This window comes from Pseudoalteromonas distincta, assembly GCF_005877035.1.
Taxonomy (GTDB): Bacteria; Pseudomonadota; Gammaproteobacteria; order Enterobacterales; family Alteromonadaceae; genus Pseudoalteromonas; species Pseudoalteromonas distincta.
The window spans coordinates 1630030-1654098 of record NZ_CP040558.1 but is presented as its reverse complement, the minus strand read 5'-3'; the positions used below and the strand labels follow the sequence as shown (position 1 = coordinate 1654098).

General features: G+C 37.4%; 18 protein-coding genes. 14 read left to right on the top strand and 4 right to left on the bottom strand.

Annotation, left to right across the window (positions count from 1 at the left end):
• The first annotated feature begins 132 nt into the window (after positions 1 to 132).
• The 7 genes from FFU37_RS07355 to FFU37_RS07325 all read left to right on the top strand — a co-directional run bounded on the left by FFU37_RS07355 (position 133) and on the right by FFU37_RS07325 (position 12880).
• Complete coding sequence (locus tag FFU37_RS07355) at positions 133 to 4974, top strand: NAD-glutamate dehydrogenase (RefSeq protein WP_138489127.1); 4842 nt, start codon at positions 133 to 135, stop codon at positions 4972 to 4974.
• Positions 4975 to 5094: 120 nt separating this feature from the next.
• On the top strand, positions 5095 to 6105 hold the full coding sequence (pyrD, locus tag FFU37_RS07350; protein ID WP_039488000.1) for a quinone-dependent dihydroorotate dehydrogenase: 1011 nt from the start codon (positions 5095 to 5097) through the stop codon (positions 6103 to 6105).
• A 117-nt stretch (positions 6106 to 6222) separates the two neighbouring features.
• Positions 6223 to 6753, top strand: coding sequence for a cell division protein ZapC (locus tag FFU37_RS07345; RefSeq protein ID WP_002961896.1), 531 nt, complete (start codon positions 6223 to 6225; stop codon positions 6751 to 6753).
• Between the two features lie 91 nt (positions 6754 to 6844).
• Positions 6845 to 8962 (top strand): bifunctional 23S rRNA (guanine(2069)-N(7))-methyltransferase RlmK/23S rRNA (guanine(2445)-N(2))-methyltransferase RlmL, encoded by a 2118-nt coding sequence (rlmKL, locus tag FFU37_RS07340; protein ID WP_138489126.1) that lies wholly within the window; start codon positions 6845 to 6847, stop codon positions 8960 to 8962.
• Positions 8955 to 9194, top strand: a complete 240-nt coding sequence (locus tag FFU37_RS07335; protein WP_138489125.1) for a glutaredoxin family protein — start codon at positions 8955 to 8957, stop codon at positions 9192 to 9194. The genes rlmKL and FFU37_RS07335 overlap by 8 nt, the downstream gene beginning before the upstream one ends.
• Positions 9195 to 9209: 15 nt before the next feature.
• Positions 9210 to 11123 (top strand): ATP-binding cassette ATPase Uup, encoded by a 1914-nt coding sequence (gene uup, locus FFU37_RS07330; protein WP_138489124.1) that lies wholly within the window; start codon positions 9210 to 9212, stop codon positions 11121 to 11123.
• Positions 11124 to 11134: 11 nt separating this feature from the next.
• Positions 11135 to 12880 (top strand): DUF3466 family protein, encoded by a 1746-nt coding sequence (locus tag FFU37_RS07325; RefSeq protein ID WP_138489123.1) that lies wholly within the window; start codon positions 11135 to 11137, stop codon positions 12878 to 12880.
• Between the two features lie 101 nt (positions 12881 to 12981).
• Here the strand turns inward: FFU37_RS07325 and FFU37_RS07320 are convergent, their stop codons facing one another.
• Positions 12982 to 13488, bottom strand: a complete 507-nt coding sequence (locus tag FFU37_RS07320; RefSeq protein ID WP_024595571.1) for a DUF2062 domain-containing protein — start codon at positions 13486 to 13488, stop codon at positions 12982 to 12984.
• On the opposite strand from FFU37_RS07320, the gene FFU37_RS07315 reads away from it, so the two are divergent.
• From FFU37_RS07315 to tcdA, 7 genes are read left to right on the top strand one after another with little or no spacing between them, the layout of a single operon-like run.
• Positions 13468 to 15735: a DNA internalization-related competence protein ComEC/Rec2 gene (locus FFU37_RS07315; RefSeq protein WP_138489122.1), complete on the top strand. Its 2268-nt coding sequence runs from the start codon at positions 13468 to 13470 to the stop codon at positions 15733 to 15735. The genes FFU37_RS07320 and FFU37_RS07315 overlap by 21 nt on opposite strands.
• Before the next feature lie 60 nt (positions 15736 to 15795).
• Complete coding sequence (gene msbA, locus FFU37_RS07310) at positions 15796 to 17541, top strand: lipid A export permease/ATP-binding protein MsbA (protein WP_138489121.1); 1746 nt, start codon at positions 15796 to 15798, stop codon at positions 17539 to 17541.
• Positions 17538 to 18518 carry a tetraacyldisaccharide 4'-kinase gene (lpxK, locus tag FFU37_RS07305; protein ID WP_138489120.1) on the top strand — a complete coding sequence of 327 codons (981 nt, stop codon included), beginning with the start codon at positions 17538 to 17540 and terminating at the stop codon, positions 18516 to 18518. The genes msbA and lpxK overlap by 4 nt, the downstream gene beginning before the upstream one ends.
• Positions 18508 to 18705 (top strand): Trm112 family protein, encoded by a 198-nt coding sequence (locus tag FFU37_RS07300; protein WP_002961789.1) that lies wholly within the window; start codon positions 18508 to 18510, stop codon positions 18703 to 18705. The genes lpxK and FFU37_RS07300 overlap by 11 nt, the downstream gene beginning before the upstream one ends.
• Entirely contained in the window at positions 18693 to 19454 is a 762-nt protein-coding gene (kdsB, locus tag FFU37_RS07295; RefSeq protein ID WP_138489119.1) for a 3-deoxy-manno-octulosonate cytidylyltransferase, read from the top strand. Before FFU37_RS07300 ends, kdsB begins: the two co-directional genes overlap by 13 nt.
• Entirely contained in the window at positions 19451 to 20131 is a 681-nt protein-coding gene (locus tag FFU37_RS07290) for a TIGR01621 family pseudouridine synthase (RefSeq protein ID WP_138489118.1), read from the top strand. The genes kdsB and FFU37_RS07290 overlap by 4 nt, the downstream gene beginning before the upstream one ends.
• Complete coding sequence (gene tcdA, locus FFU37_RS07285; protein WP_138489117.1) at positions 20132 to 20929, top strand: tRNA cyclic N6-threonylcarbamoyladenosine(37) synthase TcdA; 798 nt, start codon at positions 20132 to 20134, stop codon at positions 20927 to 20929. It begins immediately after the preceding gene.
• A 6-nt stretch (positions 20930 to 20935) separates the two neighbouring features.
• On the opposite strand, the gene FFU37_RS07280 is transcribed toward tcdA, so the two are convergent.
• The 3 genes from FFU37_RS07280 to FFU37_RS07270 all read right to left on the bottom strand — a co-directional run bounded on the left by FFU37_RS07280 (position 20936) and on the right by FFU37_RS07270 (position 24013).
• On the bottom strand, positions 20936 to 21352 hold the full coding sequence (locus tag FFU37_RS07280; RefSeq protein WP_138489116.1) for a SufE family protein: 417 nt from the start codon (positions 21350 to 21352) through the stop codon (positions 20936 to 20938).
• A 33-nt stretch (positions 21353 to 21385) separates the two neighbouring features.
• Positions 21386 to 22612 carry a SufS family cysteine desulfurase gene (locus FFU37_RS07275; protein WP_138489115.1) on the bottom strand — a complete coding sequence of 409 codons (1227 nt, stop codon included), beginning with the start codon at positions 22610 to 22612 and terminating at the stop codon, positions 21386 to 21388.
• A gap of 114 nt (positions 22613 to 22726) precedes the next feature.
• The gene (locus FFU37_RS07270; RefSeq protein WP_002961796.1) at positions 22727 to 24013 is read right to left on the bottom strand and encodes a citrate synthase; all 1287 of its coding nucleotides are present in this window, start codon (positions 24011 to 24013) and stop codon (positions 22727 to 22729) included.
• Positions 24014 to 24069 lie beyond the last annotated feature (56 nt).

The window sequence follows — 24069 nt, the reverse complement described above, 5'->3', positions numbered from 1 at the left end:
GAAATGCTTAAAATGTTTTCATCGAAAAGGCTGTTTATTAGCTGTAAAAGGGTTAGAATTTAACTGACTCCACGCTAATAATACGCTGTACAAATATTCTGCTTTTAGCAGTAATAGATTAAGGAACATACAATGACACGAAATGAAGGCCAAGCCTCGGTTATCCTAGATAATGTCTGTAAGCTGATCCAGAAAAAAGTTCGCGCTGATAATGTGTTACTCGTTGAGAAATTCGCCAAAGCCTTGTACAGCAATATGTCTAAAGAGGATTTGGCAAACCGCAACGATAGTGACCTATATGGCGCAGCATTAAGCCTTTGGAACTCGCTAGAAAAAAATACTACTGACGACGCTGTTATCCGCGTTTTCAATCCAGAAGTGGCAAAAGATGGCTGGCAGTCATCACATACAATCGTTGAAATTATCACTAAAGATATGCCGTTCTTAGTTGATTCTGTTCGTATGGCCATGACTCGTGAAAATATCGCCTCTCACTTATTACTTCACTGCCCATTAAAAATTAAGCGTGATGAAAACGCTAAAATTTCTGGATTATCAAATTTAAAAGCAGAGCAAGAATCTTCATCTACTAAAACAGTATTTTTTATTGAAATTGACCGTCAAACAGATTCTTCTGTGATTGAGTCTTTCAAAAAAGAATTAGAGTCTGTGCTTGTTGATGTATCAGTTGCTGTTGATGATTGGCAACCAATCCGTAAAAAATTGATTGCAGTGACTAAAGAGTTACCTAAACGTCATCATAATAAAAGTAAAGATGAAGTTTCAGAAACAACTGAGTTTTTAGATTGGTTAGCTAAAGATAATTTTACCCTAATGGGTTACCGTGAATATGAGTTAAGCCCAGTTCAAGGTGATTACCAACTAAAAGGTAAAATGGATACAAGCCTAGGCTTGATGAAAAACTCTACTGAAGAACATACACGATTATTATCAGAATTACCTGAAGTTGCCCGCCAAGAAGCACGTAGTAGCAACTTACTGATCTTAACAAAAACCAACTCTGTTTCTCGCGTTCACCGTCCAGCCTACATTGATTATGTAGGTATTAAACGTTTTGACGATGAAGGTAACGTAATTGGTGAAGACCGCTTTATTGGTTTGTTTTCATCAAACTTTTACAATAACAGTGCTACTGATGTACCTGTATTAAAAAGTAAAATTAACCGTATCATGGATATGTGTGATTTTGCCAAAGGCACACACGCCTACAAAGCTGTTTTAAATATTTTAGAAACTTACCCGCGTGATGAACTTGTTCAAGCGCGCGAAAGTGAACTACTTGAAGTTGCTATGGGTGTTTTACAAGTACAAGAGCGCGATATGTGCCGCTTGTTTGTACGTAAAGATGCGTATGGTCGCTTTTTGTCTTGCATGGTTTATGTACCTCGCGAGCGTTATAACACGGCTCTTCGTCGTGAAACGCAAGATATATTAGCTAATGCATTTAATTCTGACGATAAAGTCGAATTTACTACTTATTTCTCTGAGTCAACACTGGCGCGTACTCATTACACCGTTCGTGTGACCGACAACAAGATCGAATATAACGTGAAAGACATCGAAAACAATTTAGTAGAAGCTGCACGTACGTGGGAAGATAAACTTCAATCTGCTCTTTTAGAGTCTGCGGGTGAAGCTCGTGGTAACGATTTAAATCGTAAATACTGTAACGCGTTTGCACGCTCATACAAAGATGAAGTGCTTCCAAGTGCTGCGGTTGTTGATATTGAAAAGTTAGAACTACTTAGCGATGAAAACAAACTAGAAATGCTGTTTTATCGTCCTCAAGAAGAAGCAAACAGCAATATTGTACGATTAAGCTTATTCCATAAAGATGAGCCGATTCACTTATCTGATGTCATGCCAATGCTTGAAAACTTTGGCCTTCGCGTTGTTGGTGAAACACCATATTCAGTTAAAACTAGCGATGGTCGTATCAACTGGATCATGGACTTCTCGATGCTTATTGACAGCAAAGGGATGGCGGATTTTGATAAAATCTCAGCACGTTTTCGTGCTGCATTAACAAATGTTTGGGGCAACCGCCTTGAAAACGATGGTTTTAACCGTTTAGTGTTAATGGGTGGCTTAACAGGCCGCGAAGCCTCTATTTTACGTGCGTACGCTAAATACATGCGTCAAATTGGTGTAACGTTCTCACAAAGCTACATAGAAAGTACATTTGCAAATTATCCAAATATCGCAGCGCAAATTGTTAACTTGTTTGCTAAAAAGTTCTCAGTTAAAAGCCCTGCAAGTGCTAAAACACTTGAAAAGCTAAGCACGCAAATTTATTTAGAGCTTGAAAATGTAGCAAACCTTGATGATGACCGTATTATACGTTTATACGTAGATATGATTGTTGCGACGCTGCGTACTAACTATTTCCAAAAAGACGATGCTGGACAGTTTAAGTCTTATGTGTCGTTTAAAATACAACCTAGCTTAATCCCTGATGTACCACTTCCTTTACCTGCGTTTGAAATTTTTGTTTATTCTCCGCGCGTAGAAGGTGTGCATTTACGTTACGGCAAAGTAGCGCGTGGTGGTCTGCGTTGGTCTGACCGTCGTGAAGACTTCCGTACTGAAGTACTTGGCTTAGTTAAAGCACAACAAGTTAAAAATACGGTAATCGTACCTGTTGGTTCTAAAGGTGGCTTTGTATGTAAACAACTACCGACTGAGCGTGAAGCGTTTATCAAAGAAGGCCAAGAGTGTTATAAAATCTTTATCCGTGGTCTTTTAGATATTACTGATAATATTGAGCGTGGTGAAATAGTACCAGCGCGCGATGTTGTTCGTCACGATGAAGATGATGCTTACCTAGTAGTTGCAGCCGATAAAGGAACTGCTACTTTCTCTGATATCGCAAATGGCATTGCTAACGAATACAATTTCTGGCTAGGTGATGCATTTGCATCTGGTGGCTCGGTTGGTTATGACCATAAGAAAATGGGTATCACAGCAAAAGGCGCATGGGAGTCAGTTAAACGACATTTCCGTGAAATGGATATTGATTGTCAAACTACCGACTTTACAGTCGTAGCAATTGGCGATATGGCAGGCGATGTATTTGGTAATGGTATGCTGTTATCTAAGCATATTCGTCTACAAGTTGCCTTTAACCATATGCACATTTTTGTTGACCCTAATCCAGATGCTGCTACATCTTACCCTGAGCGCGAACGTTTATTTAATATGCCGCGTTCTTCTTGGGAAGATTACAATAAAGAGCTAATTTCTGCCGGTGGCGGTGTGTTCTCTCGTGCAGCTAAATCAATTACGCTTAGCCCAGAAATGAAAAAAATGTTGGGCACTAAAAAAGCTAGTATGACACCAAATGAGTTAATGAAAGCCTCATTAATGATGGAGTTTGATTTACTGTGGAATGGCGGTATTGGTACATACATTAAACACTCTAAAGAAACTGATGCCGATGTAGGGGATCGTGCAAACGATGCACTACGTATCAATGGTAGAGATTTAGGCGCTAAAATAATAGGTGAGGGCGGTAACTTAGGTGCAACGCAATTAGGTCGTGTTGAATTTGCAGCTAAAGGTGGTCGTGTTAATACTGACTTTATTGATAACGTAGGGGGTGTTGCCTGTTCAGATAACGAAGTTAACATTAAGATTTTACTTAATGGCTTAGTCGCTGAAGGTGACCTAACACGTAAACAACGTGATGAGCTACTTTACTCAATGACAGATGAAGTTTCTGAATTAGTATTAAAAGACTGTTACCGTCAAACACATACTATTTCAATTACGCAGTCTAAAGGAACTTCAACGCTCAAAGAAAAGATTCGCTTTATTCATGCGCTTGAAAAAGAAGGCAAGTTAAACCGTGCTATCGAATTTATTCCAAGTGATGAAGAATTGGCAGAACGCGCCGCTGCAGGTAAAGACTTAACTCGTCCTGAGCTTTCAGTGCTAGTGTCTTACGCAAAAATGGTATTAAAAGAGTCTTTAGTAAGTGATGAAATTACTGAAAACCCTTACTATCGCCAATTGCTTGTTAAGTCATTCCCACGCCCATTGCGTGAGAAGTTTAACGATGCGATGAACAACCACCCACTTCGCAAAGAAATTATTGCAACTAAACTTGCTAACAGTATCGTTAACGATATGGGTTTAAACTTCATGGTACGTATGCATGAAGAAACCGGTGCTAATGAAGCTGAGATAGCAATGTGTTACTCAATTGCTAGCGAAATATTTGAAATGCGTGAAACATGGTCTTCTATTAGTGCACTTGATAATAAAATACCAGCAGCAGTTCAAACTGAAATGCTTTACCAACTTCGTCGTACTGTGCGCCGAGCAACGCGTTGGTTCTTACGTCATCGTAATAAGTCACAAACGATTGAACAAGGAATTGAATTCTTTGCGCCAACCTTTAAAGATTTAAGCGATAACTTAAATACGTATATGATTGAAAAAGAAAATGATCGTATTGTAATTGAGGCCAATAAGTTAATTGACGCGGGCGTTCCAACAGATATAGCTAATCGTATTGTTTCTTTATCAAGCTTATTCTCTGTGATGGATTTAGCAGAAGTTGCGAATAGTTCAGGTAAGAGCATTTCGATGGTGTCCAATACTTACTTTAAACTAGGTGCAAGAATGGGTCTGCATTGGTTCTTAGAGCAAATAACTAAGCAACCAGTAGCGAATCATTGGCAAGCACTTGCTCGCTCGTCTTATCGAGAAGAGCTTGATTGGCAGCAACGTACGTTATCTGAAGTTGTATTAAATAGCTTTGAAGGTGATGAGAGCGATGTTGATAGTCAAATAGACGAGTGGATGGATAGCCAAGATTTATTACTTCAACGCTGGAAACAAATGCTGGCTGAGTTTAAAACATCACAAAGCCACGACTTTGCTAAGTTCTCGGTAGCACTTCGTGAACTTATGTTGTTAAGCCACAATTGTGATACGTCAGGAAAATAATTTAGCTTTAATCAGTTAATTGTTTAGTAAATAAATAACTGATTGTTAAAATTGTTATACAATACCTCAGCCTTGTCTGAGGTATTTTTTTGTCTAAAATTTAAAAAGAGGATTATATTGATGTTTTATGATTTAGCTCGCCGTTTTATGTTTACCCGTGATGCGGAGTGGGCGCATGAGTTTGCACTTAATAATCTTCGTCGTTTTACCAATACACCTTTAAATTTAGCTTGGTCGCAAAATATTTCTGATAAGCCAGTCGATTTTTTGGGTCTGAAATTTAAAAACCCTGTAGGGCTAGCAGCTGGCCTTGATAAAAATGCGGAATGTATTGATGCATTTAGCCAAATGGGCTTTGGTTTTATTGAAGTTGGCACTATTACGCCGCGTGCTCAAGCGGGTAATGATAAACCTCGTATTTTTAGGTTGCCAGAATCAAACGCTATTATTAACCGCATGGGTTTTAATAATAAAGGCGTTGATAACTTAGTCGCAAATGTAAAAGCAGCAAAATACAGTGGCATACTCGGTATTAATATTGGTAAAAATAAAGATACGCCAAATGAACAAGGTAAAGATGACTATATTCATTGTATGCGTAAAGTGTTTGAGCATGCCTCATATATTACGGTAAATATTTCATCACCAAATACACCTGGCTTGCGTGATTTGCAATATGGCGCTGCACTTGATGATTTACTGCAAAGTCTTAAAAACGAACAGTTAGATTTAGTTGCAAAGCACAATAAACAAGTGCCTATGCTTGTAAAAATAGCACCGGATCTAGATCAAATTCAAATTCAACAAGTAAGTGAATCACTTTTAAATAATAAAATCGATGGTGTAATTGCCACCAATACCACGCTTGAGCGAGCTGCAGTTATGGGCCAGCAATATGCAGAAGAAGCCGGCGGTTTATCAGGTCACCCTGTTAGAATGCGTTCTACAGAGGTAGTGAGTGAATTGAAACGCTTAACACAAGGTAAATTACCAATCATCGGAGTAGGCGGAATAGATGATGCGCAATCTGCAAAAGAAAAGTTCGATGCAGGCGCAAATTTAGTCCAGGTTTATACTGGGTTCATCTACAAAGGTCCACAATTGGTAAAGTCGATCGTTAACGGCTTATAAGGATCAGTTATCTAAGCTTTTGATCGTTCGATAAATGTTCTAAGCAAGCATTTTAAAAGTGGTCAAAAGCGGTTATACTGTGAGCAATAATTATTCAACATACCCAAGGAGGAGTAAATGTTACAAGCATCAAAGCAATGGCAGTGGATTACTTGTCCTAATAAAAATCGTTTGTTACTTGATTTAAATGACGACATGCAATTATGTACGCCCTATAAGTTAAGACAACTCACCGATTCTGTTTTTAAAAATCCACGTTTTAGTTTAGAAGATGCTGCATTTTATGAACAAGTTTATAACTATTTAGATGGGTTTGAATTGTGGTCTGCTGCTCAAATTTGTCAAATATCGCTAAATGCAACCGCTGTTAAGTATCACTTAAAACCCGTTTTATCAAAAAGCTGGTTTTTTGAAGAGTACACTGGAACAGAGCCAAGTGTAGAAGCAATAGTTAAATTAATATCTAAAGCGCAGACTGGTGATTTTTTAATTGTAGAGCATTGCCCTGATGCATCTATTTGCTTAAATTTAAGCGAAACCTTTAAATTAGACGAAAATTTATCTTTAGCACAATTTGAAGTAATCCGTATTTTGAATAATCGAGTACACCCCATTCTAAATCAGCAATATCAAAGTCAAACCGCCTAACCAAATTTAAGTCTTCAGCGTGTCTTTATGGCGTGTTTGTCGCCCAACCTATGTTATAATCCTGCGCAATTAGCTATTAAGGGTTATTACTTTGCAATTTATCGCACTTACTTCTATCGGAATCGAAAATTTATTGGTTGATGAACTAACAGAACTTGGCGCAACTGTGTCTAAGCAAACTGTTGGTTCTGTTCGTTTTGAGGCTGACTCATTACTGGCGCAAAAGGTTTGTTTATCAAGTCGTTTTGCAACGCGTGTGCTTATGCTTATTGAAGAAAAAGAAGGCGTAGATGACAAGAATAGCCTGTATAATTTTGCTCGCTCGCAACCTTGGCAAGAGTGGTTTGGACCAACACAAACATTCGCTGTCGACTTCAACGGTACCAATGACTCATTAAAAAACACACAATTTTCGGGTCTTGTAATAAAAGATGCGATTGTTGACTACTTTAATGATTTATACGAGCAGCGTCCTAACGTTGATAAGCAAGATGCAAATGTGCGTGTTGTTGCGCGATTAAATCGTTACGGCGTTTCTATGTATATTGACTATTCGGGCCCTCGTTTATCTGAACGTGGTTACCGCCAAGGCCAAGGTAAAGCACCAATTAAAGAACATTTAGCTGCTGCATTAATTAAACGAAGTGGTTGGCTTGATAATGTAAAACAACCTTTATTCGATCCATGTTGTGGTGCAGGTACTATTTTAATCGAAGCGGCTGGCATGGCGCGAAACGAAGCGCCGGGATTATTTCGTGAAGGCTTTGCTTTTGAGCGTTTACCCAGTTTTAGAGCCGCTAAGTTTAAAGAACTTAAAGAAGAGTTACTTGCTAACATTACCGATCCTAAATTGTGGTTAATTGGCCACGATTACGATGAACAAGTTTTAAATAAAGCGATTGATAATGCCAAACGTGCTGAGCTTGACGATGTTATTAAGTTTAAGCAAAGTGATGCCACTAAACTTACTGCTGTTGCAAAATTACCGGGTGTTGTAATTTCAAACTTACCTTATGGTGAACGTATTGGTTCTATGGCTGAGCTTGTTGATTTACACCGTAATTTAGGTGTTGGCTTTAAAAAGCACTTTAATCATTGGAAACTTGCCTTACTAGGTATGGACGAGAGCTTATTTAAACTTTTAAAACTTGTGCGCCTTAAGCGTTATAAGTTTAAAAATGGCCCACTTGATGTTGAACTTAACTTATATCAATTAGATGATAAGCAAGTAAGTTTGACTACCGATGATAAAAAAGCGCTTAATTTTGAGGGCTCTACGTCATTCGCAAATAGATTGAAAAAGAATAAGCAAGGCTTAAAAAACTGGCTTAAACAAAATAAAGTAGACGCTTATCGTGTTTATGAAGCGGATATCCCTGAGTACAATGTTGCTGTAGATATTTACGGTGACTCTGCGGTTATTTTTGAATATGCAGCGCCTAAAGAAATTGATGAAAAAACATCAGAAAAACGCCTGCAAGACGTAATAACATTGACTTCGCAACAACTTGATATCTCACCTGAAAATATTGCTGTAAAAGTGCGTAAAAAGCAAAAGGGCGAAGAGCAGTATACGGCCATGTCTAAACAAAACCGAACTATGGTAGTTGAAGAGTTTGGTGCTAAGTTTAAAGTTAATTTATTTGACTACTTAGACACAGGTTTGTTTTTAGATCACCGTTTAATGCGTCGTTATATTCAAGAAAATGCGAAAGATAAGCGCTTTTTAAACTTGTTTGCATACACAGGTACTGCCTCTGTGCATGCTGCACTTGGTGGCGCTAAAGCAATTACAACAGTTGATTTATCTAAAACCTATTTAAAATGGGGCCAAGATAACTTCGATTTAAACAATATCAGTAATACACGTTACCGTTTTGAACAAGCAGATTGTTTAAAATGGTTAGAGCATGCGACAGCACAATATGATTTGATATTTTTAGACCCTCCAACGTTCTCAAACTCAAAACGTATGAAAGACGCGTTTGATGTGCAAAGTGATCACATTAAATTATTAACGTGGGTAAAAAAGATCTTAAGTCCATCAGGTACTTTGATTTTCTCTAATAACAAACGTGGTTTTGTAATGGATGAAGTTGGCCTGATTGGTTTAGGTTTAAAAGCCGTTAATATCTCAGATAAAACGCTATCACCAGACTTCAAACGTAATAAAAAAATCCATAATAGCTGGCTAATTACGCATGGCTAAATGGACTTTATATCATACTGATGGCTGCCACTTGTGCGAACAGGCTGAGCAACTTATCACTGATGTAGTAAATGACAACAGTGAGTTATTACTAATCGATATTATGACTGATGAGCAGCTTATTGCTGAGTATCAAATTACTATTCCTGTATTAAAAAGTGAAAAAGGCGAGAAATTATATTGGCCTTTTACTTTACACTCTGTGCGCGAATTTTTAGCACAAGCAGAATAAGAGCAAATAAGAACTATGGATTTAATAAGAATTTTAAAAGCACAACTTGCTTTTGGTACACATGCTTTGCTTAATAAAGCAGACGCCGTTATAGAAAGTGGCGAAAGAGTGTGTGTAGTTGGTCGAAATGGCGCGGGTAAGTCAACGTTATTAAAAGTACTTGATGGACAAGTTGTTTTAGATGACGGTGAAATAAATCAGCTTGGTGGCATTCGAATTTCTCGTTTAGAGCAAGATCCACCAAAAGGTGCAAGCGGAACTGTATTTGATTACGTTGCGCAGGGTATGCCGGAAATTGCTAACCTACTCATTGATTTTCATCATGTTAGCAACGAACTGCAAACACAATGTACTGATAAGTTATTAAATAAACTTGAACGTTTATCAAACCAACTTGAAGCCGCTGATGGTTGGCGCTTTGATAGCCGAATTCAATTAGTCTTAACACAATTAGAATTAACACCAGAGGCTAAACTTGAGTCTCTTTCTGGTGGCTGGTTACGTAAAGTGGCACTTGCGCGTGCACTTGTAAGTGAGCCTGACTTATTATTACTAGATGAGCCAACAAACCATTTAGATATGGCAAGTGTAATGTGGCTCGAACAGTTTTTAAAAGAATTTAAAGGCGGCATTGTATTTATATCGCATGACCGTGCGTTTATTCGCGCTGTTGCTACGCGTATTTTAGATTTAGATCGCGGTAAACTTATTTCGTACCCAGGTGATTACGCGACTTATCTAGAGCAAAAAGCGCATGATTTAAAAGTAGAAGAAGCGCAAAATGCATTGTTTGATAAGCGTTTAGCTGAAGAAGAAACGTGGATTCGCCAGGGTGTTAAAGCGCGAAGAACGCGTAACGAAGGGCGTGTTCGAGAGCTAAAACAGCTACGTAATGAGCGCAAGCAACGTGTTGATCAAGTTGGAAAAACTGACTTTAATATTGAAACAGCTGATCGCTCAGGTAAGTTGGTATTTGAAGCTAAGAACCTTTGCCATGCATTTAAAGATAAAGTTATTGCTGATGATTTTTCGACACTTGTAATGCGTGGCGACAGAATTGGCTTAGTAGGCCCAAATGGTATTGGTAAAACAACACTATTAAAACTAATGTTTGGTGATTTAGAACCTGATAGTGGTATTACTAAGCAAGGTGTTAATTTAGAGTTTGCTTACTTTGACCAATACCGTGAAAAACTTGACGAAGAAGCAACTGTTCAAGATAACGTTGCCGAAGGTAAACAAGAAGTGGTGATGGGCGGTCGTTCACGTCATGTTTTAGGTTACCTGCAAGACTTTTTATTCCCTCCAGCTCGAGCTCGAACCCCGGTTAAAGCACTCTCTGGTGGTGAAAAAAATAGACTGCTATTAGCTAAACTGTTTTTAAAACCATCTAATATACTTGTTCTCGATGAGCCAACGAATGACTTGGACATTGAAACGTTAGAGTTACTAGAGGACATTATTAATCAATATCAAGGTACAGTGCTGATTGTAAGCCATGACCGAGAATTTATTGATAATACATGTTCTAGTGTATGGGCATTTGAAGGCAATGGTAAAGTAACAGATATCGTCGGTGGTTATAGCGACTATGAAGCTTATGTAGGTTACTTAGCTGAACAAGAAAAAAAAATTCAGCAACAACCAGTAAAAAAAGTTGAAAAAGTAGCCGCTCCAGCTTCAAAACCAGCAGCTAAGACAAATAAACTCTCTTACAAATTAAAACTTGAATTAGAGCAACTACCGAATAAAATGGAAAAACTAGAAGCTGAAATTGAAGCTCAACAAGCTGTAGTAAGTGACGCAAACTTTTTTAAACAAGAGAGTGATGTAACAACTAAAGCATTGAACCATTTAGCACAACTTGAGTCTGACCTTGAAGCTGCCCTTGAGCGCTGGGAAGAACTTGAAGAATTACAGAATCAGTAGTAAGGACTAAAATGAAATATAAATTACTCGCTGCCAGTATTTTAGCGACATTAAGCACTTCAGCAACAAGTGCGACGTACCAGTTAAGTGAATTAGGGACTCTTGAAGACGCTAAATATTCTTATGTAACAGATGTAAGCGAAAGCGGGCATATTATTGGTTTCGCAAATGGTTTATACAATTTACCTATTGATACAAGCTATATAGATTTTACTGAAAACCTTATTGAAAATAGCTATGACAATACAGAGGCAGCATTTGAATTAAGTGATAAAGAGATTACCTTCACACTTGATGACATTGAAAATAATGATGCAGTACTGACTAATGCTGATGCACACACTTTCATGGTTAGTTTTTTATCTTCAATTTCTACAAATTTTGAATATCAAAAATTAAGCTCATTAGTAGGCATAAAATATAATGATACACAAATAACTGAGCAACCATTATTTGATGTTGCATCTGTTGATTATGACGGACTAACACGTTCAACTACTAACCTTTTTAATGCTGTAACTGAAGATGGTGTTACAGTCGGTTGGGGAAGCGCTCCATACGATAAAGTATCTTTTACACCTGATGGTGAAGATGATGCAGAAACATGGTTTACTCATGAATTTATAGAACGTGGGATTGTAATAAGCGCTGATGGCAGTGTAAGTGTTGAGTTAGAGCCTGAGTTTAATGAATACGGTGGTACAAGTCGTGCCAACGATATTATTAAAACTAACAGTGGTTATACCGTTGTAGGTAACATGTCTACAAGCATTCCAGATGACAGACAAGACAATATTGATGATAACTGTGATAATGAAGACGAACCAACGTCAGTATGTATCAACTTGTTAAATTCAAATATTTCACGCGGTATATTTAATAAGCGCGCTGTTAAATGGGAACTTGATGAATCACTCAATATCACGTCTGTTGAAGAGCTTGGTATGGCACTGACACCTGATGAAGGTGAAGCGGAAGATGACGCATTTACAAGTACTGCTTTAGCAGTGAACAGCAACGGTACAATTGTAGGTTCATCGAATACACGTTATTACAAAAATGACGATACAATTCTTACAATGCCAGTTTATTTTAAAGACGGTGCGGTTGTTGATTTTATTAATCAAGAAGATGACTGGCAGTCTGGTAAATCAATTGCTATTAATGATAACGATGTTATTACAGGTTATGCGACTAAGCGTATTGAAGGCACTCTTCGTAATAAATTCTTTTACCATGATATCGCAACGGGTAGTACGGTTTTCCCTACTGATTACTTTTCAAGCTCAAGTTCTTACGGTAACGATATAAATAACCAAGGTTATATTGTAGGTGAAGGAGAAGTGGGTGTTTCCGATAGCTCGCGACTAAAAGAAGCCTTTATTTACAAAATTGGTGAAGATAAAATCACTAATCTAAACGATTTACTGCCTTGTTATGACACCGACGGTGAAACTGATTACGCTTATACTATGGTTGAAGCGACAGCTATCAACGAAAATAATGAAATATTTGGTACTGCGACTAAAACAGTTGAAAAGCTTGATTCATTAGGCGGTGTAGTAACTGATATTAATGGTGAAATTGAATATGAGAGTATTGCAATAGCAGTTAAACTAACTCCCATTGCAAATGGTGAAGTAGAAAGCTGTGCTCCAGTAGAAGCGGAAGCTTATGAGCGTAACTCTGCTAGCTTCCCTTGGTATACATTATTGTTATTACCACTGGTTGGCTTAAGGCGCGTATTTCGCTTTTAAAGTTTATTGATTGTAAAAAAACCAACTTAATAAAGTTGGTTTTTTTTCGTCTATAATATTTTATTAGATTAGAATTGCAGTGATTATTTAGCTTTAACGGCCTAATTATTTCGTGATAACCATGCTTTTTTCACAGAACGGCGCCAAATAATATCGATACCAAAATATCCGATAATTGATGCAATAGAAGCACATACTAATGAACCTAATAAAAATGCAGGACCAATTGTTTCTATACTTTCTAAAAACCAAGACCAACTGGCTTCAAATACAAAGTGTTGTTCTGGCTGATTAAGTATTAACGTACCCACTAAGTATGAGCCATAAAAGATAGGTGGCATGGTTAATGGATTCGTAAGCCATACTAAAGCAACTGATATGGGTAAATTAACCCTAAATAATATAGCACCTGCTGCGGCTAAAACCATTTGAAAAGGAACAGGGATGAAAGCAAAAAATAATCCGACCGCGAAGGCCCCTCGAGCTGAACGTCTATTTAAATGCCAAAGATTTGCGTCTTGCAAAAGTCGTCCAAATATTTTTAGTGATTTATGATGTCTAATTTTATTTGGATCAGGTAAAAATCTTTGGATAGTTTTTTTAGCCATTTAAAGCAACCATTTACATCAGTGTGGATAAGTCTTGGGTTTGTAATTGGCTGTGTAGCAACCGTGTTTTATTATCAAACTCTCGAATTTACAGTCTTCACAATTTTCATTGTAATAGTGAGCGCTTATTTTAAGCCGTTTTTAAACGTATTGTTAGGCTTTATTTGTGCAATTTGCTTTGTTGGTATGCATTTTTACCTTTTTTATAGTTTTGAAATACCAAAACCGAACGAAAAGTATGCACTTGATTCTACATTAGTTGTTGAAGAGATTATTTCTGATAAAAAACCTCAGTATATCAAAGCCAAAATAGTGGCATTAGACGGGAGTAGCTTTTCGAATTTTAGAGCACCCAAAGCAATGCTCAGTGTTAATTCTGCACAGCCTTTTACAGTCGGGGATGAATTCTCTGCATTAATCCATTTGAAATATTTTCGCAGTAATAAAAATTTTAATGTGTTTGATACTGAACGTTATGCATTTGTAAATAGAATATTATTTAAAGGCAAAGTGCTCAATAAAGAGCTTAATATAATACACAGCGATAAACAAAGCATCGTACTAGATTATCAAAACTTCATTAAAAATACCTATACAAATACAAGATTGCAGTGGCTCTATTATGCATTACTCAGTGGTGATAAATCGTTAATGAGCTATACAGATAAACAATTAATGCAATCACTTGGGTTAAGTCATTTACTGGCTATATCGGGCTTACATATTGGTTTGATTTTTAGCTTTGGTTACTTATTCATTCGATTTATCTGTACGAAAATAAACTTTTCAATTGGTCAATCATTTAACCTTACACTTTACTACAGTTCGTTCGGTTTTATAGCTGCATTAGTTTACGTATATTTAAGTGACTTTTTAGTATCAGCAACGCGAGCGCTAATTATGCTGGGTTGTTATTTGTTACTTTATTTTCTTGCTAAGCAGCCGCTGCGTTGGCGTAGTATTTTATTTGCCTTGGTAATAGTGCTTGCTGTTAACCCATTTAATTTACTTAATCCAGGTCTGTATTTTTCATTTTTAGCTGTCGCTATAATTTTTACTGTTATTAATAAATTACCAATATTAAAAACACGAATAAAAAACAAAATTATTGCGTTATTTGTTATTCAAGTAGCATTGTTTATCGGTTTATTACCACTTTCACTTTATTTTTTTAATGGCGTAAGTATTGCGGGATTAGTGATTAACTTAATTGCGATACCGTTTCTTTCCATCATTATTTTGCCATTTTTGATTGTTTTTACATTACTGAGTACTTTTATAGATATAGGTAATTTAATACATTTGTTTGATACAGGGTTATATGCGTTATTTAAATTACTTTATGAAATACCCGAGTCGTTAAGATGGCTGACAACAGGAAGAATCGAGTTAATATTCGTCATTTTTACCTATATTACTATGTTGATGATTTACTTCCTCCCCTATAAATTGCTCTGTTTCATTCCTTTAACAGTACTTTTATTGAATAATCTTCTAAAAGAAAAGCCTAACTGGCAACTTCATGTGTTTGATGTTGGGCATGGTCTCATGGCATTAATTGAAAAAGATAACCAAGTGCTTATCTATGATTTTGGTCCAAGTTATTTTAATCGTTTTAGCCGTACGCGAAGTATTTTATTGCCTTATATAAAAGCAAATAATTTCACAGTAAAAACAGCGATTCTAAGTCATGAAGACAGTGATCACGCTGGAGGAATACAGCATTTTATTGAAGCTGGATTTGGGGAAACATTAAAGCAATTTCATCCTGAAAATACACTTAATTTGTGTGAAGTCCAAAGTGTTGATTTTGTTGGTTTAAGAGTAGAAAGCTTTAGCACTAGAGGGTATGGGAATGAAAACGACGATTCATGCGTTGTTAGAGTATCGAGTAATACTCATAGTGTGTTATTTACAGGTGATATATCAAAATCTCGTGAAGCCTCCTTATTAGCGAATAATACACCGTTGAAAAGTACAGTCATGTTAAGCCCGCATCATGGCAGTGATACATCCTCAAGTGTTAATTTTATTAGTGATGTAGCTCCTAAAGTTGTGATTCATTCAAGTGCTTATAAAGGACAGTGGGAATTTCCCAAGCCAGTTGTTGTCGAGCGTTACAAAGCAATAAGCGCCGAGCAATTTACAACAGGCGTTGAAGGACAAATTAGTATTAAATTCTACTCAAACAATTTGGTCATAGAAACAGCAAGAGGGCAGGAAAGTTATTGGTTTATCAAAGATTGACGTTTAGTTTTATCTCATCGAAGGATACAATACAGGGAGTTACTGTATTTAGAGAGTGTTATGGATCAAAGTACTGCACAAATTTATAAACGTCTTGTCTCGTATGTTGGCGCATACAAAAGCGTCGCTTTTATCGCAATTGTTGGGATGATAGGCTATTCAGCAATGGATGCTTTATTCATTCAATTAATGAAGCCGTTTATTGATCAAGGTTTAAACCAGCGAAATACAGAAGTTTTAAAGTACGCTCCTTTTGTCGTTATCGCGTTAGTACTAGGGCGTGGTGTTTTTAACTTTATGTCTTCGTACTGTTTAAGTTATGTGGGCTCTCAAGTTGTACGCTCTTTACGCCAAGAGTTATTTGAGCACATATTGCATTTACCCGTTTCTTTTCATGACAAAAACTCAACAGGCGATTTAATTTCAAAAATCACTTTTGACACAGAGCAAGTTCAACAAGCAATTACTAAAGCGTTACTTATTGTTGTACGTGAAGGGGCCTTTGTTGTCTTTTTACTTGGTGTAATGTTTTATACCAGTTGGAAGCTCTCACTTATATTTTTAGTCATCATCCCTCTCGTTGCCATTATTGTAGCAGTTGTATCGAAACGTTTTCGCCATATTTCTAAAAGTATCCAATCAGCTATGGGGCAGGTTACACGTAGCTCTGAACAAATGCTTAGCGGACATAAAGTTATTCATGGATTTGGCGGACAAGACCAAGAAATAAACCATTTCTCAAAGATTAATAATCATAACCGCCAGCAGCGCATTAAAATGGATGCGACAAAAGCTTTAAGTGTATCAATTATTCAAATATTAGCAGCAAGTGCTATGGCTGTTATTTTATGGGCTGTATCTCTTCCATCAATGATTGATACGATTACCTCTGGTGACTTCATGGCATTAATTGCCTCAATGATGATGCTATTGCGACCGCTAAAACAACTCGCTAATGTTAATAGTGATATGCAGCGTGGTATCTCTGCTGCACAAAGTATATTTTTAGTTTTAGATGAAGAAATGGAAAAAGATACTGGCACCGTTTCAGTCGATAAAGTTAAAGGGTTAATTGAAGTTAAAAATGTAACTTTTAAGTACCCAACAAAAGATGAAGCCGTATTAAACGATTTGTCGCTAACGATTAAAGCGGGTGAAAGTATTGCCTTAGTAGGGCGCTCAGGCTCGGGTAAATCAACAATTTCTAATTTATTACCACGCTACTATGACCTAGAGTTACCGAGTGAAATATTACTTGATGGTATAGCCCTGCAGGATTATAAATTAACAGATTTGCGTCGCCAGTTTGCTTTAGTGTCTCAGCAGGTCGTGTTATTTAACGATACGATTGCTAACAATATTTGTTATGGCATAAAGCATGATGTGTCTGAGAAAGAATTAGAGCAAGTTGCTAAACAAGCGCATGTTTGGGAGTTTGTTAAAGACCTGCCAGAGCAATTAAACACCATGGTAGGTGAAAATGGTGTAATGCTCTCCGGCGGTCAACGTCAGCGTATAGCGATAGCACGTGCAATATTAAAAGACGCACCTATTTTGATTTTAGACGAGGCAACATCAGCACTTGATACCGAATCTGAAAAGCTTATTCAGCAAGCATTAGAAACGCTAATGAAAGATAAAACCTCAATTGTCATTGCGCACCGCTTATCTACTATCGAAAACAGTGACCGAATTTATGTTATTGATAACGGTCGTGTAATAGAAAGTGGCGATCACAATAGCTTATTAGCAAATGACGGTACTTATTCAGCCCTTTGCAAAATGCAGTTTGGTGATCAGGCGTGAGTAAAATAGAACAAAGCTGGTATAAACCATTTGGTCTAATTACTTTGCTGTTATTACCATTAAGTGCTTTGTTTTGGGTTGTATCGTCATTTCGAAAATACTTATACAGCGCTAAAATACTTAAACCTTTTGAGTGCAAAACGCCTGTAATCGTAGTTGGCAATATAAGTGTTGGCGGTAATGGTAAAACGCCTTTTGTTTTGTGGCTGTATGGTCATTTAACACAGCAAGGTTTATCAGTAGGAATTATTAGTAGAGGATATGGCGGGCAATCAGAAAATTACCCACTGTTAGTTACTGAGCTTGTAGATGCTCAGCAGGCTGGAGATGAGCCCGTACTTTTATACCATCGTTTAAAGTGCCCAATAGCGGTTGGGCCTAATAGACAACACAATATCGATTTATTAGAAAATAATTATACACTCGATGTTATTATTTCTGATGATGGAATGCAGCATTATAAAATGCCTCGTAGCATTGAGTGTTGTATTGTTGATAGTGAGCGTCGTTTTGGTAATGGCTTTGTTATGCCAGCAGGACCACTTCGTGAAACAACTAAACGTTTGCAAAGTGTCGATATAGTAATTGAAAATGGTGGTGAGGCTAATAATAGCTACACATTACAAGTAAGTAATCTTCGCTTGGTTAATTCAGGCGATTATGCAAAAAGTAACGTAAGTGAAGCACATGCAATAAGTGCAATTGGGAACCCTAAACGGTTTGAAAACTCATTAGAAGTACAAGATATCACGTTATTATCGACTCATCATTTTAGAGATCATTATGCTTATACAGTAGATGATTTTGCCCAATTTGGTGATGATTGCATTATAATGACCGAAAAAGATGCCGTTAAATGTAAGTCCTTTGCAAAGCCTAATTGGTATTATTTACCAGTAGATGCACAACCTACCGATAGCGTAATAAACACATTAAATTCAATATTAAAAGAAAAAGGAATACTCAATGGCCTTTGATACAAAATTACTCGAGATAATTGCGTGCCCTGTTTGTAAGGGAAAATTACGCTTTGACAGAGAAAACAACGAACTAATTAGCACAGCAGCTAAGCTTGCTTATCCTGTTCAAGACGATATTCCAGTTTTACTTGAAAATGAAGCACGAGAACTATCTCTAGAAGAGGTTGAAAAGTGGAATTCGTAGTTGTAATTCCTGCTCGTTTTGCATCGACCCGACTACCAGGTAAACCGCTTGCTGATATTTGTGGTAAGCCAATGGTTCAACACGTTTACGAAAAAGCATGTTTATCAGGTGCTAGTAAAGTAGTTATAGCAACCGATCATCAAAAAGTATTTGATGCAGTAAGTATGTTTACTAATGATGTACTAATGACGCGTGAAGATCACCAGTCGGGTACTGAACGATTAGCTGAAGTGGTTGATTTGCTGAAACTTGATAGCAATACAATTGTGGTTAATGTACAAGGCGATGAGCCATTACTTGCACCAGAAAACGTATCTCAAGTTGCTGCACTATTAAGTGATTCAACAGCACCAATGGCAACGTTAAGTGTTGCTATTGAAGAACGTGATGAAGTATTTAATCCTAATGCCGTTAAAGTGGTTAGCGATATAAATAAAAATGCCCTGTATTTCTCTCGTGCAAGTATACCGTTTGATAGAAATACGATGATGGATGATAGCACTGCCCTTAATTTAGCCCCGTTTCAACGCCATGTAGGTATTTATGCGTACAGAGCGGGTTTTATTAAACAATATATAGAGCTGAGTGTATCACCACTAGAATTACTTGAATCACTTGAGCAGTTACGTGTTTTGTATCACGGTTATAAAATTAAAATAGAACAAGCTCAAATAGCCCCTCATGCAGGTGTAGATACGCCTGATGACTTAGCTAAAGTGATAGCGCATATTAAAAGTAAAAACGTGTGAGTGAGCAAGTAAGTAAGATATTAAAAGTTGTTTATACACATAACGACTTTTATATTTTAGAAAAGCCAGCGGGTCTTAATTTTCATTCTGAAGAGGGACCCGGCTTTGTTGTTTTAGCCGAACAACAATTATTGCAAAAGCTTTATGCCGTTCATCGTTTAGATAAAGTGACATCAGGGCTGATTATTTTAGCGCGAAACAAATCCGCTGCAGCCGCCTTTACTGTTATGTTTACTGAGCATGCGATTAATAAATTTTATTTAGCGATTAGTGATACTAAACCAAAAAAGAAGCAGGGGTGGATAAAAGGCGATATGGCTAAATCTCGCCGTGGCTCATTTAAGTTACTAACGAGTACACTTAACCCTGCAATTACCCGATTCTATTCTCTGAGTTATAAGCCAGGGTTTAGAGGGTATATTTTAAAGCCTTACTCTGGTAAAACACATCAACTAAGAGTGGCACTAAAAAGTGTGGGTGCAGCTATTTTAGGCGATGCAATGTATTCAGGCTCGCTATCAAATCGTACCTATTTACATGCATATGCATTGAGCTTTTTATGGCAAAGTGAACAAATACAGCTAACTTTATTACCCGATAATGGTGATGAGTATTTGGCGTTAATTAAACATCAAGATTTTCAAGCATGGCAATCGCCATGGCAACTGGATTGGTAAATGAGCGAAAAAGTTACAGATATACGTTTTGGTGGTATTAAACGTTTATATGGTCATCAACAGTTTGATTGGCTTCAAGAAGCACATTTTTGTGTAGTAGGTATTGGTGGTGTAGGAAGCTGGACAGCAGAAGCACTTGCGCGTACTGGTGTTGGTAAAATAACATTGATTGATTTGGATGATATTTGCGCCACTAACGTCAATAGGCAAATTCATGCGTTAACGGGCACTATTGGTCAAGCTAAAGTCGATGCAATGAAAGCGCGCTGCGAGCTCATTAATCCACAGTGCCAAATTAGTGTAATAGATGACTTTATTACACTTGATAATATTCAAGAACATATTCAAGGTTTTGATTATGTGATTGATTGTATTGATGCGGTTAAAGAAAAGGCGGCATTAATAGCGCATTGTAAACGTAATAAACTCCCTATAATTACAACCGGTGGTGCTGGCGGGCAAACTGATCCTAGCCAAATAACTTTTGGTGATGTAGCTAAAACTACGCAAGACCCATTACTTGCAAAGGTGCGCTATATTTTGCGCAAGCAATATAATTTTAGTAATAATCCTAAACGTAAGTTTAATATTGACTGTGTTTACTCAACAGAGCAATTGGTTTACCCAGGAAGCGATGGCAGCGTATGTCATGCTAAGCAAAGTGCTGATGGCACGATGAATATGGACTGTAATAATGGTTTTGGCTCTGTGACTATGATCACAGGAAGCTTTGGTTTTTTTGTTGCTGCTAAAGCTGTACGTAAATACCTAGATAAAAAACAACGCTCACAAGCTTAGTTTTTGCTAACTAAGCTTGTGTTGTGCCATGGTTTGAATTTTTTCAACCATGGCTTTAATACCATTACCACGTGATGCGCTTAAGTGGCTGATAAGGCCTAGCTTTTCAAATTCTTCATACGCATTTTTATTCACTACCTGTTCTGGTGTGAGCCCGTTATAAAGCGCTAAAATAATAGCTAATAATCCTTTTACTATACGAGTATCAGAGTCACCTATTACAACAAGTGTATTTTCGGTTAAGTCAAATTCAACGAACATCCATACTTTGCTTTCACAGCCAGAGACAAGTGCGTCATCAGTTTTTAAAACATCAGCTAAAGCCGGTAACGTTTTTCCTAAAAACATTATTTCACGATATTTTTGCTGCCAAGCAGGTGCATTTTTTATAGATTCTGTGACTTTGTTAAACGTATTTGTCATGAGTTATCCTAATTAATTCTATTAAACTGGCGTTCAATCTAATAAAGCGATACATTTTTTAAGTGAATCAATGAATATATCTACATCTTTGTAGGTATTATAAAAAGAAAAACTCGCTCTTAACGTTCCATTAAGCCCTAAATGTGTCATTAATGGTTGCGTACAATGGTGTCCACTTCTGACTGCAACCCCATATCCGTCAAGTAAAGTTGCCAAATCATAAGGATGTTCATCTTTAAAATTAAAACAGAGTGTACCAATATTGTCAGATAGGTTGCTGAATATGGTAATGCCATCCATCTTTACCAATTTTTGCGCCGCGTAACTAAACAATTCTTGTTCATATTGCTGTATTTGCACGTGATCTAATTCATTTAAATAGTCTAATGCGGCACCAAAGCCTAAAACTCCAGAAATATTTGGTGTGCCAGTTTCAAATTTTGCAGGCGCAGGGCGATAAGTGCTATGAGTTAAGTAAACTTTATCGATCATTTCACCGCCGGATTGGTAAATATCTAGCGTATTTAGCTCTTCATATTGGCCATAAAGTACACCTAAGCCTGTTGGACCGAGCATTTTATGGCTTGAGCAAACATAAAAGTCACAGTTTAATTCACGTAAATCGGGTTTTAAATGCAGTGCACCTTGGGCTCCGTCCACTAAAACAAGCGAATTCACCTCTTTTGCAGCTACAATTAGTGGCTTTAAATCAGTGATATTACCCAGTGTGTTCGATGCTTGTGTAATAGCTAATAAGGCAGGTTTTGTTTCTTTTATAAATTTACAGCATTGTTGTATGTTTAGCGTGCCGTTATTATTAAGCGGCAGAGAGACTAATTTAGCTCCCGTCTGTTGGCTTACTAGTTGCCAAGGCACTATGTTTGCGTGATGCTCAAGCGGAGATATTATTATGGTATGACTTTCATTTAAGCGCTTTTTTAAGCCGTTAGCGACCAAATTTATGGCTTCTGTAGCACCTTTAGTCCATACAATCTCTTTACTTAAGACATTAAAAAACCTTGCAGTTTTATCCCGGACTTGTTCATAAGAATAAGTGGCCTGTTCGCTAAGTGTATGGCGTCCACGGTGTACATTTGCATTTTGAGACGTATAAAACTCAGTAATTGTATCTATAACTGATTGAGGCTTTTGTGAGGTTGCTGCTGAGTCTAAATAAACAAGCGGGCAGCCGTTTATTGTTTGATTTAATGTCGGGAAGTCTTTTCTAATTTTATTTATATCAAACTTTAAAGTAGGCATAGCTCATCTACATAGTGTTTTTTAGGCAGGGATTGTAATCGGTTTATGATAATTCTCAAGTGCTGTTAATAAAAAAGGCCGCAAAATGCGGCCTTTTAAACTAACCAGCGCTAATTAACGCTTGTCAGTTGATACGTAGTCACGTTGAGTGTAACCAGTATACATTTGGCGAGGACGGCTGATCTTATGACCAGGTTGAGATAGCATCTCATCCCAGTGAGTGATCCAACCAACAGTACGTGCCATTGCAAAAATTACAGTGAACATGCTTGTTGGAATACCAATCGCTTTTAAGATAATACCAGAGTAGAAATCTACGTTAGGGTATAGTTTCTTCTCTACAAAGTACGGGTCTTCAAGGGCAATTTGCTCAAGCTTCATAGCAATATCAAGAAGTGGATCTTGGATATTTAGCTCAGCTAAAACTTCATGACACGTTTGACGCATTACTGTAGCACGTGGGTCGAAGTTTTTGTAAACGCGGTGACCAAAGCCCATAAGGCGGAATGGGTCAGCTTTGTCTTTAGCTTTAGCAACGTATTCATCAATACGGTCCACAGAGCCAATCTCTTCTAACATGTTTAAACATGCTTCGTTAGCGCCGCCGTGAGCAGGTCCCCATAAAGAAGCAATACCAGCTGCAATACATGCATACGGGTTAGCACCTGATGAACCAGCAAGACGAACTGTTGAAGTCGATGCATTTTGCTCATGATCTGCATGAAGCATAAAGATTTTATCCATGGCTTTAGCAGTTACAGGGTTAACTTTATATTCTTCAGCAGGTACAGAGAACATCATGTGTAAGAAGTTTTCTGCGTAGCTTAAATCGTTACGTGGGTATACAAACGGTTGGCCGATGTTTGTTTTATAAGCCATTGCAGCAATAGTTGGTAACTTAGCAACTAGCTTAACTGCGCTTGTTTTACGTTGTTCTGCATCAGTAATATCAAGGTCTTCATGATAAAAAGATGATAACGCACCCACTACGCCACAAAGCATTGCCATTGGGTGAGCGTCAAAGCGGAAACCTTGGAAAAAGTTAGCAATCTTCTCGTCAAGCATAGTGCTTGTAGTGATTTCATTCTTAAAAACTTCATATTGTTCTTTAGAAGGTAACTCACCATTTAAAAGTAAGTAGCAAAGCTCAATATAGTTAGAATCTTCAGCTAATTGCTCAATTGGGTAACCACGGTGAAGTAGTACACCTTTACCACCATCAATATAGGTGATTGCAGATTCACAAGAACCAGTCGACATGAAACCTGGGTCATAAGTAAAGTGACCATGTGAACCTAACGTACGTACGTCGATTACATCTTGGCCAGCAGTGCCTTGATAAATTGGAAGTTCGATTGGATCTAGTCCATCAATATGGACTGTGGCTTTTTTATCTGCCATCGCTATGTATCTCCTATTAAGATATCTATTCTGATTTTTAGATTTTAAAGTTCTGA

Excerpts from the sequence above, each read along its gene's own strand:
- FFU37_RS07355 (WP_138489127.1), top strand. The coding sequence starts at position 133 with ATGACACGAAATGAAGGCCAAGCCTCGGTTATCCTAGATAATGTCTGT.
- pyrD (WP_039488000.1), top strand. The coding sequence starts at position 5,095 with ATGTTTTATGATTTAGCTCGCCGTTTTATGTTTACCCGTGATGCGGAG.
- FFU37_RS07345 (WP_002961896.1), top strand. The coding sequence starts at position 6,223 with ATGTTACAAGCATCAAAGCAATGGCAGTGGATTACTTGTCCTAATAAA.
- FFU37_RS07335 (WP_138489125.1), top strand. The coding sequence starts at position 8,955 with ATGGCTAAATGGACTTTATATCATACTGATGGCTGCCACTTGTGCGAA.
- uup (WP_138489124.1), top strand. The coding sequence starts at position 9,210 with ATGGATTTAATAAGAATTTTAAAAGCACAACTTGCTTTTGGTACACAT.
- FFU37_RS07325 (WP_138489123.1), top strand. The coding sequence starts at position 11,135 with ATGAAATATAAATTACTCGCTGCCAGTATTTTAGCGACATTAAGCACT.
- FFU37_RS07320 (WP_024595571.1), bottom strand. The coding sequence starts at position 13,488 with ATGGCTAAAAAAACTATCCAAAGATTTTTACCTGATCCAAATAAAATT.
- msbA (WP_138489121.1), top strand. The coding sequence starts at position 15,796 with ATGGATCAAAGTACTGCACAAATTTATAAACGTCTTGTCTCGTATGTT.
- FFU37_RS07300 (WP_002961789.1), top strand. The coding sequence starts at position 18,508 with ATGGCCTTTGATACAAAATTACTCGAGATAATTGCGTGCCCTGTTTGT.
- tcdA (WP_138489117.1), top strand. The coding sequence starts at position 20,132 with ATGAGCGAAAAAGTTACAGATATACGTTTTGGTGGTATTAAACGTTTA.
- FFU37_RS07280 (WP_138489116.1), bottom strand. The coding sequence starts at position 21,352 with ATGACAAATACGTTTAACAAAGTCACAGAATCTATAAAAAATGCACCT.
- FFU37_RS07275 (WP_138489115.1), bottom strand. The coding sequence starts at position 22,612 with ATGCCTACTTTAAAGTTTGATATAAATAAAATTAGAAAAGACTTCCCG.
- FFU37_RS07270 (WP_002961796.1), bottom strand. The coding sequence starts at position 24,013 with ATGGCAGATAAAAAAGCCACAGTCCATATTGATGGACTAGATCCAATC.